This window comes from Psychrobacter sp. UBA3068 (assembly GCF_002366815.1).
In the GTDB taxonomy this organism is placed as follows: Bacteria; Pseudomonadota; Gammaproteobacteria; order Pseudomonadales; family Moraxellaceae; genus Psychrobacter; species Psychrobacter namhaensis.
In genome coordinates this window covers 74,776-90,375 of record NZ_DFBY01000012.1, presented here as the reverse complement: position 1 = coordinate 90,375, position 15,600 = coordinate 74,776, and the positions used below count along the sequence as shown (strand labels likewise).

Sequence of the window (15,600 nt, the reverse complement as noted above, 5' to 3'; positions counted from 1 at the left end):
AAGATGAATTGAGGACACGCCCTAGTCATCGACGACAGGCCAACAGGACTAAGCGCCAACTCACCAAGCGTCAGCAGCAACAAACTACCTACTAACCACAGCGGTGAAGCCAAGCCACCATCGCTATTCAAGATGCTTTTTGACGCAAAAATCATCAGCGTAAAGCCCGCTGCTGCAAGCAGCATACCAAGTGCGAATTTCGCCATACTGCTCGGCTCAAGTCCTCGGTTACCAAGCTTGACCCAGATAATACTAACGATAGGCGCTAGTAATAAAATGAATAAAGGGTTCAATGACTGGAACCAAATACTTGGTATCTCAAAACCTAAAACATTAAGATCCGTATAACGATCAGCAAACAAGTTAAACGACGTTGGCTGCTGCTCAAAACTTGACCAAAATAGCGTCGAGCCAATGATTAAGATAAAGCAAATCAGTAGACGCAGTTTGTCTGTTTTATCTAGGCGCGGTGAAATAAACATAATAGCAAAGTACGATATGACCACGGCTGCGATGATATAGGTCATGTACTCCGCCACCATTTCAGGGTTGAACGCTATCGTACCAGTTGAGACTAGCAGCACGACTGCCACGAGTAGCCCAACAAAACCTGCAACCCAAAGCCCTATGTTTTTATAGCGATCATTGGAGCGCTCCCACTCAGCGGTAATACCTTTGGCTCGCGCATAGCGCGTTAAGTTCTTTTGTGCAGCAAAACGATAGACCAATAAGGATACCAGCATACCAAGACCACCAACACCAAAACCTACGTGCCACATGCCTTGTTCTTTAAACACCCCGACGATAAGCGCGGCCAATAGCGCCCCAATATTAATACCCATATAAAACAAGGTAAAGCCACCATCACGGCGTACGTCCCCTTTAGTATAAAGGGCGCCGACCATCACCGAGATACAGGTTTTAAATAAACCTGAGCCTAAAACAATACATATCAAACCGACGAAAAACAGCGTCATACCAAACATGGCCGAGAGTGCAATACACAAGTGACCAAGGGCGATGACAATACTCCCCCACCACAATGCGCGCTCTTGACCGAGCCAGTTATCTGCCAACCAACCGCCCGGCACGGCTGCCAAATATAATGAACCAGCGAAAATACCATAAATAGCTGAAGCGGTGACTTCATCAAAGCCAAAACCACCGCTGCCAACTGTCGCTACCATAAAGAGTACCAATAGCGGACGAATACTATAATAGGAAAATCGCTCCCACATCTCGGTAAAAAATAGCGAGCGTAATGGCTTGGGATGTCCCATAAAACCATTATCTAGTGCTTCTAGTTCAGCAGCACTAGCCCCTGATTTTGTTTCTGTACTCATAACTTTATTCCTTTAAAGACCACTGTAGTAATGACCAAACCTCTAATTATTTCGTTAAGCGGTCATATAGGCGCATTATTGTTTCACTTGGTTATAATCAAGTAAAGAAAAAGTTGGCTAATAATTATACAAATACCCACAAAAAAGCTCGCTCTCATGTGAGAGCGAGCTTTTATTTTTTAGTAGGGACGATCACACTAACATAACGGTAGTGCTGCTACCCTCAAGCCTTGAGCATCAGTGTGTCTTGCGCTGCCACTGACATCCTGAGCTTTTCTACACTTATATAACGAAACAATAATCTGGTAAATTTATTGCGCAGTGGCTACGTCGCCTGCATCTAAATCCCCATCGGCTTGCTCAGCGGTTAAATCCGCATCTGCAACGGCAGCTTGGCTTACGGTGCCAGAGGCCGTGGCCGTACCAGCTTCTGCGGCAACCACCGCACTGTCTGCCGCGATCGTTGGTGTCACGGTTGCATCTGCAGCCGTATCGGGAGCGGCGGCGTCAGTATCTGCTTCTGCAGCCACTGTCGCGGTCTCAGCTGGCGCGGCATCTTCAGCAGCAATCGCTTCTGCTTCATCAGCTGCAGCCGATGCTTCGGTAGGCTCGGCCGTAATGTGTTCGCCTGCTGGACGCAAAAACCCAGAAACACCAATAAGTAAGACAATACCTAAAAACAAGGCAATGCCACCTAGAGAATATAACAGCTCTTTTTTTGGATTGTTATTGACGATACCTTCTGACATACCTTATCCACCTTGCACAAAATATTTGAAATATTGATCTATTATATCGCAATTTATACCGATTTGTTAAAACCCTTAAGTATTTAAAGGATTTATTATCGACAATTTTTGCCATCGTTCTTTATGACAAAAGTTGCTGAGATAAAAATTTCTATGATAAAAGCTGCTTACTTATTTTGTCTGCGGGCTCACACGTGCTGGTTTCGCCGCCCGTTTGCCAAAATAGCTCAAAATGAGTAGCAGCGCCATGATAAACAACATAGGATAATTACCAAAACGCATAAAAGGGGTGTTACCAACCCGCGCCTGTACATCCCCGCGTAATACAGTACGCTCAAACTGCGGCGCCCGCTCAACGATACGGCCTTTATGGTCAATAATGGCCGTCACACCCGTATTGGTCGCGCGCATAAACCAGCGACCATTTTCAAGCGCGCGCATTTGTACCATCTGTAAGTGCTGTAATGGACCGGCTGACGTGCCAAACCAAGCATCATTTGAGATGGTCAATAAAAAATCCGTATCGATGGCATTTTTACGCGTGGTGTCTGGATAAGCGACTTCATAACACACAGCCGCCCCTAAATTATGACCTCGTACACGCAGCGGCGACTGCCCGTCACCTCCTCGACTATAGCTCATAATATCTTGGCTACCGGCCAAGTTTGGCAAAATATCTAGCAAACCTTCAAACGGTATATACTCCCCGAACGGTACTAAACGTTGCTTTTTATACAGTCCTTCTGCTTGTGCGCCCAAGGCAACCACACTGTTATAAAACGGCGGGTATTTATCGGTACTGGCATCAAACGCCGCTTCATCTTTATAAGGGATACCTGTCACCCAGGTGGTGTCAGTTTCTTTGGCCATTTTGACCATTTCACTGATAAAACCAACCGCTTCCGTCTGAAACATCGGAATCGATGACTCAGGCCACAGGATAATATCGCGCCCCCATTCGGTACTGGTTAAGGTGGCGTAGATCTTCAGCGTTTCTATTTGATACTCAGTCAGCCATTTTAAATCTTGCGGAATGTTACCTTGGATGAGAGACACGGACAGATCTGGGGTGCCTTTAGGTTTCGTCCATTGCGGATTAACCAGCCATAACGCACTACTAATGACCAACAAACCCAGCGATGGAATCAGGTAACCACCGCGGCGACGTGGCAGCTCGACCACACTGGCTGCCACTAATACAGCAACGAAAGAGACGGCAAAGACACCAGCCACAGGGGCAAGTGAGGACAACCAATACTGCTCCGTAAAGGCGTACCCGACGAACAACCATGGAAAACCCGTGAATAGCCACGTTTTCATCCATTCTTGTAGTATCCACAAGGCGGCAAAAGACAACGGCTGCTTGCCGACCATACGATTAAAAATCAACGCCAAAAAGCCGTGGAAAAGCCCCATTCCCAGCCCCATGAGCGCGATCATGATCAGCGCAAGCCACACGGGCGTGTCACCATAAACGTGAATAGAGGTATATAGCCAAAACGCACCAACACACCATAGCCCTGTGCCATAAGATTGACCGATAAAAAAGGCACGCTTGCCACTCATCTCAGGCAGCAATAATGCATATAAAATAGCAGGCGATACCAGCGCAAGTGGCCAAATCCCATAAGGCGCGAGTGCCAATATAAACATCGCCCCTGCCAGCCAAGCAATTAATATCGTCAGCATCATAGGCAAGCCCTTGGGCTTAACGGGATTTAGACGTTTTTGTAAATCAACAGTAGACAGACGCATAGCAGGTATCCAAAACCATATTTCCCAAAATTGTAAAGCTCTAGCCTTTAGGCAAAACCCAAGCCAAAACTGACCGTATCATGTTTTATACAGTATCTAAAAATCAAACCCGACCATGATACCAGCCTAACCTTACCCTTGGGTAAAATTGCGTAGCAAAAGCCCAATTACAAACACAAAAAAACACGACCGCAATCGTGTTCTTTAAACGTATCAATCCGTTGTGAAGTCCATATCGACGAACTAATGACTGCCTATCAGGATTTGCGACTCAGCATTCGTTTTGGTCAGCTCTAAGTTTTGGATAAAGCGCCCTTCTACATCAGTGATGGTGATTTTCCAATCATCTATCAACACGCTCTCCCCTTCAAGATCACCCACATAGCCCAGCGCCTGCATGACCAGACCACCCATTGTATCCACATCGGTATCATCAAAGTGGCTACCAAGCTCATCATTGCAGTCCTCAATCACCGTAGAGGCTTGCACCCGCCAGGTATTTGGCTTTTCAGGATCGGCAATGATATTGTTGATATCACTGTCTTCATCAAAGTCATCATGCTCATCGACGATGTCACCGACGATTTCCTCTAACAAGTCCTCCATCGTGACCACACCGCCAAAGTTACCAAACTCATCGACGACGATTGCCATATGTACTTGCGTGCGCTGCAATGAGCGTAGCAACGTATCAGAACGAGCAGTTTCACTGATGTACAGCGGCTGACGTACCAAATCTCTTAGACGTGTACTATCAATTTTTTCTTCTTGATTGCGCACCATATGGACGAGGATAGGAATCAAGTCTTTTGCCAACAAGATACCAATGACGGCGTCATCATCTTGGCTGTCAAAGACAGGATAGCGCGAGTGGGTGGTCTCAAGAATGATGTCCATCACTTCGGCGATGCTTGTACTTTCGTGCAAGCCAACCACTTGCGGTCGCGGCGTCATGATTTCGCGAACTTGCGTCGCAGGCAGATCCAGCACGCCTTCTAACATATCAACCGTATCAGGCTCTAAGAACTGGCGCGAGTCTTGTACCAAACGAATCAGTTCATCACGGGTTTCGGGGGCGGTCGATAGCCAGCGTTTTAAGCCGCGCATCGACCAACTACTCGGGCTGGGAGTGTCGTCAGACATGGTTGTGTGATTTAACCTCTTTAGTTAGTGGCAATTAAAATAACAAGTAAACAGCAGATACAACGTAGATGGGGATAAAAGTAGCAAATAAAACAGCGCTTTTATGATTATTTAACAAATAGACCAGTGTAATTTAGCTTCACTTTATCGTAAGGATCATCGACATTCAACGACAAATTCACTCAAATTGTACTGTCAGTGTGTTGTAAACTTTGCTTTGGTCAAAGCCTTCATTTATCAAAACTATGTCTATGTCACTACGTTCTTTTTTTTCTCGTCTGCTTTCGTCTCACTCAAATGGCCATCGTTCAGATAACGGCTTAAGCAGTGATGACGTAGAAAGACAAGAAACGTATAGCAGCCACCCACGACAGCAACGGCAGTGGCGACGTTATATTGTGCAATTTTTCATTGCACTGGTACTACTATTGTCTGCTATCTGGTTAGTGATGGCACTGTGGTATCACTTTGGCTTATCCAGCCCCATCACTTGGCTGGCAGTAATAACGATTGTAGGGTTGTTGTCGGCAATGTTTGCGGTTCACTATTTGCCTCAGCTTTTCGAAAAAAAACCCTTCAAACATAAAACGGTTAATGACACTGTTTCACAGGCTAGTCCCGCCAACCCTTCTAACAGCCGCACCTCTAACAAAAAAAGTACTCGGTTTAGATGGCTGACCGGCTTATATGCGGCGGTTTGGGTCGCTGGACTTGGCTGGTTTTTTTCTATCGAGCCCAAGCAAGAGCGCGACTGGATGGCTGAGGTCGACCGGCAGGTTTCCTACGAGCGTGATGCGACCAATCCTGATTTGATTACGCTGACCCATGTCCGTAATTTTGATTGGCATACCGACAAGGACGCGACCGAACGCTGGGAGACGCGCACGGTTGATTTGTCCAAATTATCGGGTGTCGATGTGACCAACTCGTATTGGATGGGACCACTGATTGCTCATACCTTGGTCAGTTTTCGCTTTGAAAACGATAGGCCTCTTGCCTTCTCGTTTGAGATTCGTAAAGAAGAGCACGAGTCTTTCTCCGCACTCGCTGGATTCTTTCGGCGTTATGAGCTTAGCCTCATCGCGGCAGAAGAGCGAGATATTATCTACACTCGCAGTAACGCACGCGGTGAGCAGGTTTATCTGTTCCCCATTAGTCATCTGCAGCAGCACGAGGTTAGAGCCCTGTTTGACTCTTATTTGACGGCTGCTGATGAACTAAACGCCAAGCCTGCTTGGTACAATACGCTGCTCAGTAACTGTACCAATATCATCTTTTACATGGCGCGTATCGTCAGTGGCGAGCGTTTGCCATGGGATTATCGCATTTGGGTGTCGGGCTGGCTGCCAAACTATCTATATGATGTGGGTATGCTTGACGCCAATCCAAATAAGGACGGTCAGCGGTGGTCGATGGATACGTGGTATGAGCGTACTCATATCAATCCAAAAGTGCGTGGTTTTAACCATCAACTCAGTACAGAATCTGGTACTCATAGTCGCGATTTTTCTCAGCAGATTCGTCGAGACATTCCTATTCCGCCGCTTGCTGACTCGCAAGCACTCGCCGAGGCCGAGGCCAAATCTGCGGCTCAAGCTGCTAACTAACAGACTGAAAAAAGTGAGCGTTAAGCGAGCTAAGGTTTTACCCAATTGACCACACGCTCCTCCATCTCTTCATCAGACATGCCTATCTCAGAGACACAGCGTCCAGCCACCCCAATATTAGCAGCGCGCATTTGCTGCTGGGTGGCCACCACATCGCCAGTCAACAGTAGATGCCAACTCGGTAGGTTTTGGCCTTCATACAAACGCTTATAGGCACAGTGCGAGGGTAGCCACATCATGTTTGGCAAATTCTCCATGGTCAACTGTATACAGTCCGGTACGTGCTCTTGACGCGTCGCGTAATGCTGACAGTAGCCAGTCGCACAATCCATCAGCTGACAGGTCACATCGGTATATTCGACCAACTCTTCATCGTCATCATTGTCGATGTATTTGATTAAGCAGCAACTACCGCAGCCATCGCACAGCGCTTCCCATTCACTATGATTTAGCTCTGCCAATGCAAAGCGTGTCCAGAACTGTGGGCGTAATGGCTCAGCCACGGCGGATTCAGGAAACAAAGTCGCAGAATGCCCCGACTTAACAGTTGAGTGATGGTCTAAGTCAGAGCCTGAATCGACATCCGAGTTAACAGCATGTTTATTAAACAAATTGATAGTCATAAAGTGGCAGTAGCATTTTGATAAAGAGCGTTACAGTATTATAGCTGTTTTTGCTTAACATGGGCGTTAAGGTAGTAAAAGTAAGAAAAACGACAAGCCCTACATACAGACAAATAAAACTCATAACATAAAAAAGGACAATAATATGTCAATTAAGACTTTCGAATTAATCAGTACCACTGATAATGACATCGAGCTGATCAGCTATGTGGCGCTGCCAGAAAGTGCGTCAGATGAAAAGCCAGCGCCAGGTATTTTAGTCGCTCCAGAATGGTGGGGGGTGGTTGATCATCCAAAATCAGTCGTGGAACGCTTAGCAGAAGCAGGCTATGCCGCCGTTGCTATGGATGTTTACGGTGAAGGCAAGCTGACCACCGATGCGGCGATGGCAAACATGTGGATGGAGCAAGTACTTGCCGATCAAGATGCGCTAATGGCACGTTGCCGTTTAATTCTCAATGATTTTAGTGATCAATTAGCGGTCGACGGCGACAACCTAGGCGCAATCGGCTATTGCTTTGGCGGTAAAGTCGTACTCGACATGGCACGCGAAGGTATGCCTTTAAAAGCAGTCGCAACTTTCCATGGTAACCCATCAGCCAAACAGCCAGCGGACAAAAACTTTAAAGCAAAAGTATTGGTGGCTCATGGTCGCGACGACTCAATGGTATCGATGGATGCGATTGAAGGCCTCAAAAAAGAGCTGGATGCTGCTGATGTGGACTACACGATTGATGTTTATGACAATGCAAAACACGGCTTTACCAACCCCCATGCTGATGAGCGCGCCGCCAAAAATGAGGTGGATCTGGGTTACAATGAAGCGGCTGCCAACCAAAGCTGGGAGAATATGCTGGAGTTTATGAAGACCAACTTGGCATAAGCATTTAAGCAGTAATAAAAAAGATCGCTAAGACATCTTTGTCTAAAGCTCTAGTGTAAACGCGGTACAAGGGCAGCTTAAATATGAAGCTGCCCTTTTCTTTTGGGTAGCGATTTTATCGATGATTTTTTGCCTCAATGATCGCTGACAAAATAAGCCAATAAATAAACAGCTGTCTTAAGATGTATGGCACAGGATCACTTGATAACAAGCGCTATGATTGGCTATTTAATACCTGTCCAACCGCCCATAAGGAGCCAGCTGATCAGTCATAAGAGTCACCTTGCGCTATGGTTGGGTGAAATTGTACCGTGAGCATGCTGGTTCTGTAGTAAACTGAACACCATGACTAAAGACACAGCTAAATCGAGCATGATCTGTCTTTAGCGCTAAACTCTATGAATAACAAGGTTATAAAAGCAGATGGATAAGAGAGCAAGTATTCAGTGGTTCCCCGGGCACATGAACAAAGCCCGCAACGAAATCAAAGAAATCATGCCGCAAATGGACGTGGTCATCGAAGTGATTGACGCGCGCATTCCTCATAGTAGTGAAAACCCGATGGTCGCGGCATTACGCGGCGAAAAACCAGTGATTAAAATCTTAAACAAAGCCGATCTTGCTGATCCTGACTTGACCCAAGCATGGATGGAGCATCTTGAGCAGCAAAGTGGTGTCAAAGCGATTGCGTGCGATACCGATAAAGCCAATGACGTAAAACGTATCATCGCAATCTGTAAACAACTTGTACCGAATAAAGTCGGCACAGGTCGCCAAATCAAAGCCATGATCATGGGGATTCCAAACGTTGGCAAATCAACCTTAATCAACACCTTGGCTGGGCGCGCCGTCGCAAAAACAGGGGATGAGCCAGCAGTGACTAAGTCGCAGCAGCTGATCAAACTTGACGATGACATTATGCTCTATGACACGCCCGGTATGCTATGGCCAAAGGTTGAAAACGAAAACTCTGGCTATCGCCTCGCAGCAACGGGCGGTATCCGTGACACCGCGTTTGACTTTGCTGATGTTGCCAGCTATACCGCTGAATACCTAATGCAAGCCTATCCTGAGCTGCTAAAAACTCGCTATAAAATTGACGAGTTACCCAAGACCGATTGGGAGTTTTTTGAAGTGGCAGGTCGCAATCGCGGCTGCGTGCGCGCGGGCAATCAAGTCGATACGTACCGGATGTCTGAGATTCTGATCAATGAGCTGCGTAGCGCGAAAATTGGTCGTATTACGCTTGAGACACCCGCTATGATTGAGGCGGAAGAAATCGTCGTCGCTGAGCAGCGCCTTGCCGCAGAAGAGAGGAAGAAAGCCCGCGAGGAAGAAAAGCGTCTACGTAAAAAACGGACTCGGCAGAATCGGAAGTAACTATAACTCAAGGCTTATTACTCAAAAGATATTGCCTATATAAAAGCCCTGATGGGCTTTTTTTATGTCTGTATTATCTGTATAACATAAGTATCTTATATCAAAAATATAAAGAGTGCTTAATGACAGATTACAGCGTAATGAGAGAGTTAACTTTTGGTAGTAGAGATGAGTTCACGCGTAAGCCTATCGCTGAAAAAATCATTAAGTTATTAGAATCAAATATTGATGTGTCACCACTTATTATTGACGGTAAATGGGGTACTAGTAAAACCGAGTTTTGCTTTAAGCTCAATAAACTACGTTGATAGCTATCTGGTTACATAATAAAGAGTATTTTCCTATCGACATCGTTAAGTAGTTATTTTTATTATATTATTTAATGGCATTGTGCTAAGGTTGGGTCGTAGCAAATACGTATATCAGGTATAATTGGTTACCTTTAAAAAAACAAATAATAGAGCCTATGACCCAGCCAACTGCTAATTCTGAATCTTCTGACATAACTTTTAACCACACAACTCCTTCCCTTAACTCCTTCGCCCCGCGCCTACTCGATTGGTTTGCCGAAAATGGACGCCATGATTTGCCGTGGCAACAGCACCAGACCGACACGCCCAACCCGTATGTCGTTTGGCTATCAGAAGTCATGCTCCAGCAAACACAAGTCACCACAGTGCTACCCTACTTTGCGCGTTTTATGGACACGTTTCCGACCGTGCAAGATTTAGCCGCTGCCGACTGGGATCTGGTCGCTGAGCACTGGGCAGGGCTTGGTTACTATGCGCGTGCGCGTAACTTGCATAAAGGGGCGAAGCAGCTGGTCGAGATCATCGACGAGACGAGAGATTTTCCGCAGACTTTGTCTGGTTGGGAGGCCATTTCTGGCGTTGGCCCATCCACTGCTGGCGCAATCATGGCAATGGGGCTGCACCGCTATGGCGTTATCTGTGACGGTAATGTCAAACGTGTCTTAACGCGCTGGGCGGCGATTGATGGTGACATTACCAAGTCTGCCACGACCAAGGAACTGTGGGCATTAGCAGAGCGTTTAACGCCTGTCGATGACTCAGGATTATTTGCACAAGCGATGATGGATATGGGCGCGACTTTATGTACGCGTAGCAAGCCTGCATGTTTATTATGTCCACTAAAAGACGACTGCTTGGCACATGCCGAGGGGCGCGAAACCGACTATCCCGTCAAAGCAAAAAAGCAGCCCAAACCTAGTAAACTCAGCAATGCGTTACTGATTGAAAGCTTAGATCACGACATGCTCTGGCTACAGCGCCCTGACAATGGCATTTGGGGCGGACTGTGGAGTTTACCCTTACAGTTTGTAGAAAAAATTGCGGGTAAAGTGACGGGTAACACGAAAAATGCTAGCAAGAATAGGCAGTTAGACGTCCGTAGTAATGAAAAAGTCTACGAGACAGAATTTACCACGGCTGAGCAAATCATCAATGAATGGCTGACAGAAAATAAATTGGTCGCAGAATCGGTGAGTCATACTGTATTAGACGACGCACCTATCAAGCACTCGCTCACACATTTTCACTGGTATTTGACCCCGCGAAAACTAACGGTTGATGCAGCGCAAATGAATGAACTGAGTGAGAAATTGGCAGCAGCTGAGATAACCTTTCAATGGTTAACAGAACAAAAAGCGCAAGACAGTTTGGGTCTGCCTCGCGCCATGGAAAAACTGATCGAACGTTAAACTCAAAATCGATAGTAAGACTTTAACTTTGACTCTACACTCTAAGCGCTATTTTTAAAAATAGCGCTTTTTTATGATTGAGCGTTCTAAAATATAAGCCTAAATTTTAAGATGGAACTTTAAGACTTTGGCACACGCAAACGCATCAAACCTTCTTGTTGTACGGTGGCCACCAGCTTGCCATCCTGCCAAAACTGCCCGTGATTCAACCCTTTAGCGTTAGAGGTCGTATCACTCCACATGTCGTACAACATCCATCCGTTTAGGTCAAAATCACGATGGAAGTGCATCGAATGGTCGATACTGGCCGCTTGCAAGCCGCTAGTCATAAAGCTGACGCCATGTGACATTAGCCCCGTTCCCACCAGATAAAAATCGGACGAAAATGCGAGCAGTGCTTGCTGTATGGCCACGGGCTGATTGCCAAGCTCGCGGATACGTAACCAGTTGGCTTGTTTAGGTTTCATCGGCTCAGGATGAATCGGGTCACGCGGTTTAACAGGCTTAATCTCTACGTGACGACGACGCATAAAGCGAGCTTTAAGCGCATCTGGTACCTTACCCACGTACTCTTCTTTTAGATCCTGCTCTGCCAGTAAATCTTCAGGTGGCGGATAAACAGGCATATCTTCTTGATACTCGAGGCCCTCTTCCATCGGAGAAAACGACGCGATCATCGAAAATATGACTTGCTCAACCGGCGGCTTGCCGCGCATTTCTTTATATTGAATGGCCGTCACTTCCCGTGCAGACAGACTACGACCGTCACGCAAACGGCGCACTTGATAAATAACGGGCTGATTGATGTCGCCACCACGCAAAAAATAGCCATGCAATGAATGGCAGGGTTTGTCTTTATCTAGCGTATGAGCCGCAGCCATGATCGCTTGAGCGAGCACTTGCCCCCCAAAAATACGACTGCCAACATAGTCATGGCTCTTACCCTCAAAGACATCGGGGGTCACTTCAATAAGTGCCACAGTGTTAAGCAGCTCATCAATCAATTGCGAATAGTCGGACATGACAACATGTTTCCTTATTTTTATCAAAAACGCCTAATACCCAACCATATCAATTCGATATAGCAACAGATCCTTTGCGTTTGAATTTAAAATAATGTGAAATCACTTGCTGAAAGTACACAAGAGAGGTTTTAGAAAAAAATACAGTCATAGCAGCGCTATCACTCAGCATCTACTATCAATCGGCAAGATAAACATCTTACCCAATATTGAAGGCTTTGACTAGATAGTAACAGCCGACTTACGAGTTGCTGTTTCATCCACCCAGCCAATAAAGCGATAAAAGCATTGTCGAACATAAAAAAACGAGATGTTTAGCACACCTCGTTTTTTATGACTGTCTTACCGTTAGGGCTTCACTGCTACGAGAACGCGAATAGAGTCTGGAACCAAAGATAAGTTACCAAGGGCTTGCTCGCCCTGAGCTTTTAACTGCTCTAAGCGTTCAATCTCTTCGGGGCGTACGTTAGGATTGATGGTTTGCAGATGTTTGAGGCGTTTGATTTCACGTGACCACTGTTGGCTAAAGCGCGCGCTTGCTTGCTCACCAATCTGCGTTAACTGCTCACGGGCGATGTCTTCGGCTTCATAATAACGCTGCTCAATCACATCACCACGTACTTTAATCACTTGGCGCGCACGGTTTTTATCCAAACGTTCAATGTGCGGCATAATCATATCGGCGCTAATGCGTGCAGATAAATCACTGCCCTGCTCACTGATAAAGACACGGATATTTTGCGTAGTTAAGGTCGCTGGCAAGTTGAGTACTTTTGGTGCAATCGCTTCTACGCGAAAATTCACTTCAAGTAGTACCATGCCTTGTGGTACAGCCGCGCTTTTTAACATCGCAACCGTCGTATTACCAAAGGTGCTGGTACTCGCCAGCTCATAAATGGCACGCATCAGTGGATGCTCGTGCGTGATAAAGTCGATGTCTTCACGTTGTAGCGCTTGCTCACGCTCAAAGGTGAGCGTCATGCCATCTTCATCGCCCAGCGGTAAGCCATCGATATAATCACTGATCTCGGTGCTGTCAATCGGTGCGATGACCCACGAGCCATCACGTTGAATGTTATGGTCAATATTGGCGGAGGCAAAAAAGCGCTCAATAAACTGCGGTAATAAATTGTGGCTATCAAAATCACGCATGGCATCAGCAATACGCCCCGCCACACGCGGACGACACGAGTTGTACTCCAGCAGGCGATCACGGCCCGCTTGTAGTTGCGCCTCTAGTCCCAATCGCGTTTGTAGCGCTTCTGCGATGACGTCTTGTAAGCTAGTACGGTTAACAGCAGTGTCGGCACCTTCAAGTATTGGCTTTAGCTCTTGAATATACTGCTCTTGCACACTTTGCGCGGTTGGAGAAATCTGATTAAACATATTTAGCGCATCGTTATACCACTGATAAAGACGCTCTTGCGCCGTCCCTTGGACATATGGGATGTGCAACATGATTTGCTGCGTTTGGCCAATACGATCTAAGCGGCCAATACGCTGCTCTAATGTATCAGGGTTAGCGGGCAAATCCCATAGTATTAGTTGGCTGGCAAACTGGAAATTACGCCCTTCCGAGCCAATCTCCGAGCACAATAATATCTGTGCGCCTTCGCTATCGGCGAAAAACGCCGCTGCTTGGTCACGCTCAAGTAACGTCATCTGTTCGGTAAAAATAGCCGTCTTAATGCCAGCATGCAGACGCAATACCGCCTCTAGACTCTCAACCGTCGCACCACTACGCGCAATCAGCAACACCTTTTGCTGTTTCAGCTCGCCTCGCAATATCTCAATCAACCAAGACACACGTGGGTCATCTTCTAGCCAGCCACCATCCGGTTGGTTCTCTTCTCCCCATAACTGCTCGCGCAATTTACCATTGGTCTGATAGCTGTCTTTCCATGCTTCAGGTAATGGCAGCGGATACGGCTGACTGCTACGACCATAGAACCCTTTGACGCTCTCACGCGTGTTACGGAACAAAATACGGCCCGTGCCATGGCGATCTAGCAGCTCATTGAGCGCATAGGTTCGCAATTTTTCATCTTCATTGATTGCCGCAAGCTCATCCACGCTAATATCTAGTAAGCTACTTAACGCGGCGATTTGTCCCTCGCTTAACGGTTTATCTTCTATCAATACGCCAGCAACAGCGGCCGTCTCAGCGAAGGCTTCTTGACCATCGATAAACTCATCTAGATCATCAAAACGATCTGGATCTAATAGGCGCAAGCGAGCAAAGTGACTTTGCGCACCAAGCTGCTCAGGGGTCGCTGTTAACAGCATTACCCCAGGGGTTTCTTCGGCAAAGTCGGCAATCAAGTCATATTTATCATTGCCGCCTTGCGCTTCATCCCAATGCAGATGATGCGCCTCATCGACCACCAACAGATCAAATCCTGCATCCATCGCTTGGTCATATAAGTCAGGATGGTCGAGCAGCAGATCCATACCAGCGATAATGCATTGCTCAGTGGCAAAGACGTTTTGCTCAGGATCGTGCTCTTTAATCGCAGCAGTACGCACCAAATCAAACAACGCAAAGTTTAGATTAAAGCGACGACGCAGCTCAATCATCCACTGATATTGCAAGCTGTCTGGCACAAGAATGAGCACACGCTCAGCCTTACCAGTCAGGAGTTGCTGATGAATAATCAAACCTGCTTCAATGGTCTTACCCAAGCCCACTTCATCAGCGAGCAAAACACGCGGCGCGATACGTTTGCCAACTTCATGCGCGATATACAGCTGATGCTCAATGATATCAACACGAGCACCCATCAACCCTTTAAGTGGATGTCCTGCCAGCGCTGACTGCATACGCAATATGTCTTGACGCAGCTCATACCAATCGCCACGTTCAATACGACCAGCCAGCAGACGTTCAAGCGGTTTTGCTAGCGTAATATTGGCAGCAAGACGAGTCTCCATGATGCCGCGCTCGTGCTCATCGACGCCATACTTGAGCACGCCCATGACTTCATCAACGGCATTGACGGTATAACTTTTGCCGTCTTGATCATAGATGCTATCGCCGACTTTGAACACCACGCGTGATAATGGCGCAGAGTTTTTCGCATAGACGCGCGTCTCTTCACTTTGAGGAAATAAAATATGCACACATCGGTCGTCTACATCGATGACCACACCTAAGCCCAGCTCGGACTCCGTATCAGATAAATAACGTTGACCAACGGCGAATTCGGTGCTGTGCAATGAAGCGATAGAGATAGTCATAGGGCGATGTCTTTTGTACTCAGATGATAAGAAAATAGATAGCAACGGTGGCTATTGATAACGGCTCAGGTTACTCACGCAGCTAAGCGTCAACAGACGGGAGCGCGATGTCGTAATATAAATCAAGCCGTTCAGCCG

At 46.8% G+C, this 15,600-nt stretch carries 12 protein-coding genes; 5 read left to right on the top strand and 7 right to left on the bottom strand.

Annotated elements, in window-relative coordinates; genetic code table 11:
• From B2P60_RS03340 to B2P60_RS03325, 4 genes are all read right to left on the bottom strand, one after another.
• Positions 1 to 1,343: peptide MFS transporter (locus B2P60_RS03340; RefSeq protein WP_286739452.1), on the bottom strand; the 1,343-nt coding region annotated here is incomplete at its 3' end.
• Between the two features lie 311 nt (positions 1,344 to 1,654).
• Positions 1,655 to 2,092: a hypothetical protein gene (locus B2P60_RS03335; protein WP_193005517.1), complete on the bottom strand. Its 438-nt coding sequence runs from the start codon at positions 2,090 to 2,092 to the stop codon at positions 1,655 to 1,657.
• A 171-nt stretch (positions 2,093 to 2,263) separates the two neighbouring features.
• A complete protein-coding gene (gene lnt / locus B2P60_RS03330; protein ID WP_286739449.1) occupies positions 2,264 to 3,847 on the bottom strand; it encodes an apolipoprotein N-acyltransferase in 1,584 nt (527 codons plus the stop codon).
• A gap of 243 nt (positions 3,848 to 4,090) precedes the next feature.
• Entirely contained in the window at positions 4,091 to 4,990 is a 900-nt protein-coding gene (locus tag B2P60_RS03325; RefSeq protein WP_193005519.1) for a CBS domain-containing protein, read from the bottom strand.
• A gap of 251 nt (positions 4,991 to 5,241) precedes the next feature.
• Between B2P60_RS03325 and B2P60_RS03320 the strand changes: the two genes are divergently transcribed.
• A complete protein-coding gene (locus B2P60_RS03320; RefSeq protein WP_286739448.1) occupies positions 5,242 to 6,597 on the top strand; it encodes a DUF4105 domain-containing protein in 1,356 nt (451 codons plus the stop codon).
• 29 nt (positions 6,598 to 6,626) lie between these two features.
• Here the strand turns inward: B2P60_RS03320 and B2P60_RS03315 are convergent, their stop codons facing one another.
• Positions 6,627 to 7,220: a YcgN family cysteine cluster protein gene (locus B2P60_RS03315; protein ID WP_349678343.1), complete on the bottom strand. Its 594-nt coding sequence runs from the start codon at positions 7,218 to 7,220 to the stop codon at positions 6,627 to 6,629.
• 145 nt (positions 7,221 to 7,365) lie between these two features.
• On the opposite strand from B2P60_RS03315, the gene B2P60_RS03310 reads away from it, so the two are divergent.
• The 4 genes from B2P60_RS03310 (at position 7,366) to mutY (ending at position 11,203) form a co-directional block, all read left to right on the top strand.
• Positions 7,366 to 8,103, top strand: a complete 738-nt coding sequence (locus tag B2P60_RS03310) for a dienelactone hydrolase family protein (RefSeq protein ID WP_230710570.1) — start codon at positions 7,366 to 7,368, stop codon at positions 8,101 to 8,103.
• A 423-nt stretch (positions 8,104 to 8,526) separates the two neighbouring features.
• On the top strand, positions 8,527 to 9,483 hold the full coding sequence (ylqF, locus tag B2P60_RS03305; RefSeq protein WP_193005523.1) for a ribosome biogenesis GTPase YlqF: 957 nt from the start codon (positions 8,527 to 8,529) through the stop codon (positions 9,481 to 9,483).
• A 122-nt stretch (positions 9,484 to 9,605) separates the two neighbouring features.
• The gene (locus B2P60_RS03300) at positions 9,606 to 9,791 is read left to right on the top strand and encodes a P-loop NTPase fold protein (protein WP_193005524.1); all 186 of its coding nucleotides are present in this window, start codon (positions 9,606 to 9,608) and stop codon (positions 9,789 to 9,791) included.
• Between the two features lie 158 nt (positions 9,792 to 9,949).
• Positions 9,950 to 11,203, top strand: a complete 1,254-nt coding sequence (gene mutY / locus B2P60_RS03295; RefSeq protein WP_286739445.1) for an A/G-specific adenine glycosylase — start codon at positions 9,950 to 9,952, stop codon at positions 11,201 to 11,203.
• 119 nt (positions 11,204 to 11,322) lie between these two features.
• On the opposite strand, the gene B2P60_RS03290 is transcribed toward mutY, so the two are convergent.
• On the bottom strand, positions 11,323 to 12,225 hold the full coding sequence (locus B2P60_RS03290) for an acyl-CoA thioesterase (RefSeq protein WP_193005526.1): 903 nt from the start codon (positions 12,223 to 12,225) through the stop codon (positions 11,323 to 11,325).
• Positions 12,226 to 12,573: 348 nt separating this feature from the next.
• On the bottom strand, positions 12,574 to 15,462 hold the full coding sequence (gene rapA, locus B2P60_RS03285) for an RNA polymerase-associated protein RapA (protein ID WP_286739444.1): 2,889 nt from the start codon (positions 15,460 to 15,462) through the stop codon (positions 12,574 to 12,576).
• Positions 15,463 to 15,600: the final 138 nt, after the last annotated feature.

Bases quoted from the DNA above. Each gene is read 5' to 3' on its own strand.
- B2P60_RS03290 (WP_193005526.1), bottom strand. From the start codon at position 12,225: ATGTCCGACTATTCGCAATTGATTGATGAGCTGCTTAACACTGTGGCA.
- B2P60_RS03300 (WP_193005524.1), top strand. From the start codon at position 9,606: ATGACAGATTACAGCGTAATGAGAGAGTTAACTTTTGGTAGTAGAGAT.
- B2P60_RS03315 (WP_349678343.1), bottom strand. From the start codon at position 7,220: ATGACTATCAATTTGTTTAATAAACATGCTGTTAACTCGGATGTCGAT.
- B2P60_RS03320 (WP_286739448.1), top strand. From the start codon at position 5,242: ATGTCACTACGTTCTTTTTTTTCTCGTCTGCTTTCGTCTCACTCAAAT.
- B2P60_RS03310 (WP_230710570.1), top strand. From the start codon at position 7,366: ATGTCAATTAAGACTTTCGAATTAATCAGTACCACTGATAATGACATC.
- lnt (WP_286739449.1), bottom strand. From the start codon at position 3,847: ATGCGTCTGTCTACTGTTGATTTACAAAAACGTCTAAATCCCGTTAAG.
- ylqF (WP_193005523.1), top strand. From the start codon at position 8,527: ATGGATAAGAGAGCAAGTATTCAGTGGTTCCCCGGGCACATGAACAAA.
- B2P60_RS03335 (WP_193005517.1), bottom strand. From the start codon at position 2,092: ATGTCAGAAGGTATCGTCAATAACAATCCAAAAAAAGAGCTGTTATAT.
- B2P60_RS03325 (WP_193005519.1), bottom strand. From the start codon at position 4,990: ATGTCTGACGACACTCCCAGCCCGAGTAGTTGGTCGATGCGCGGCTTA.
- rapA (WP_286739444.1), bottom strand. From the start codon at position 15,462: ATGACTATCTCTATCGCTTCATTGCACAGCACCGAATTCGCCGTTGGT.
- mutY (WP_286739445.1), top strand. From the start codon at position 9,950: ATGACCCAGCCAACTGCTAATTCTGAATCTTCTGACATAACTTTTAAC.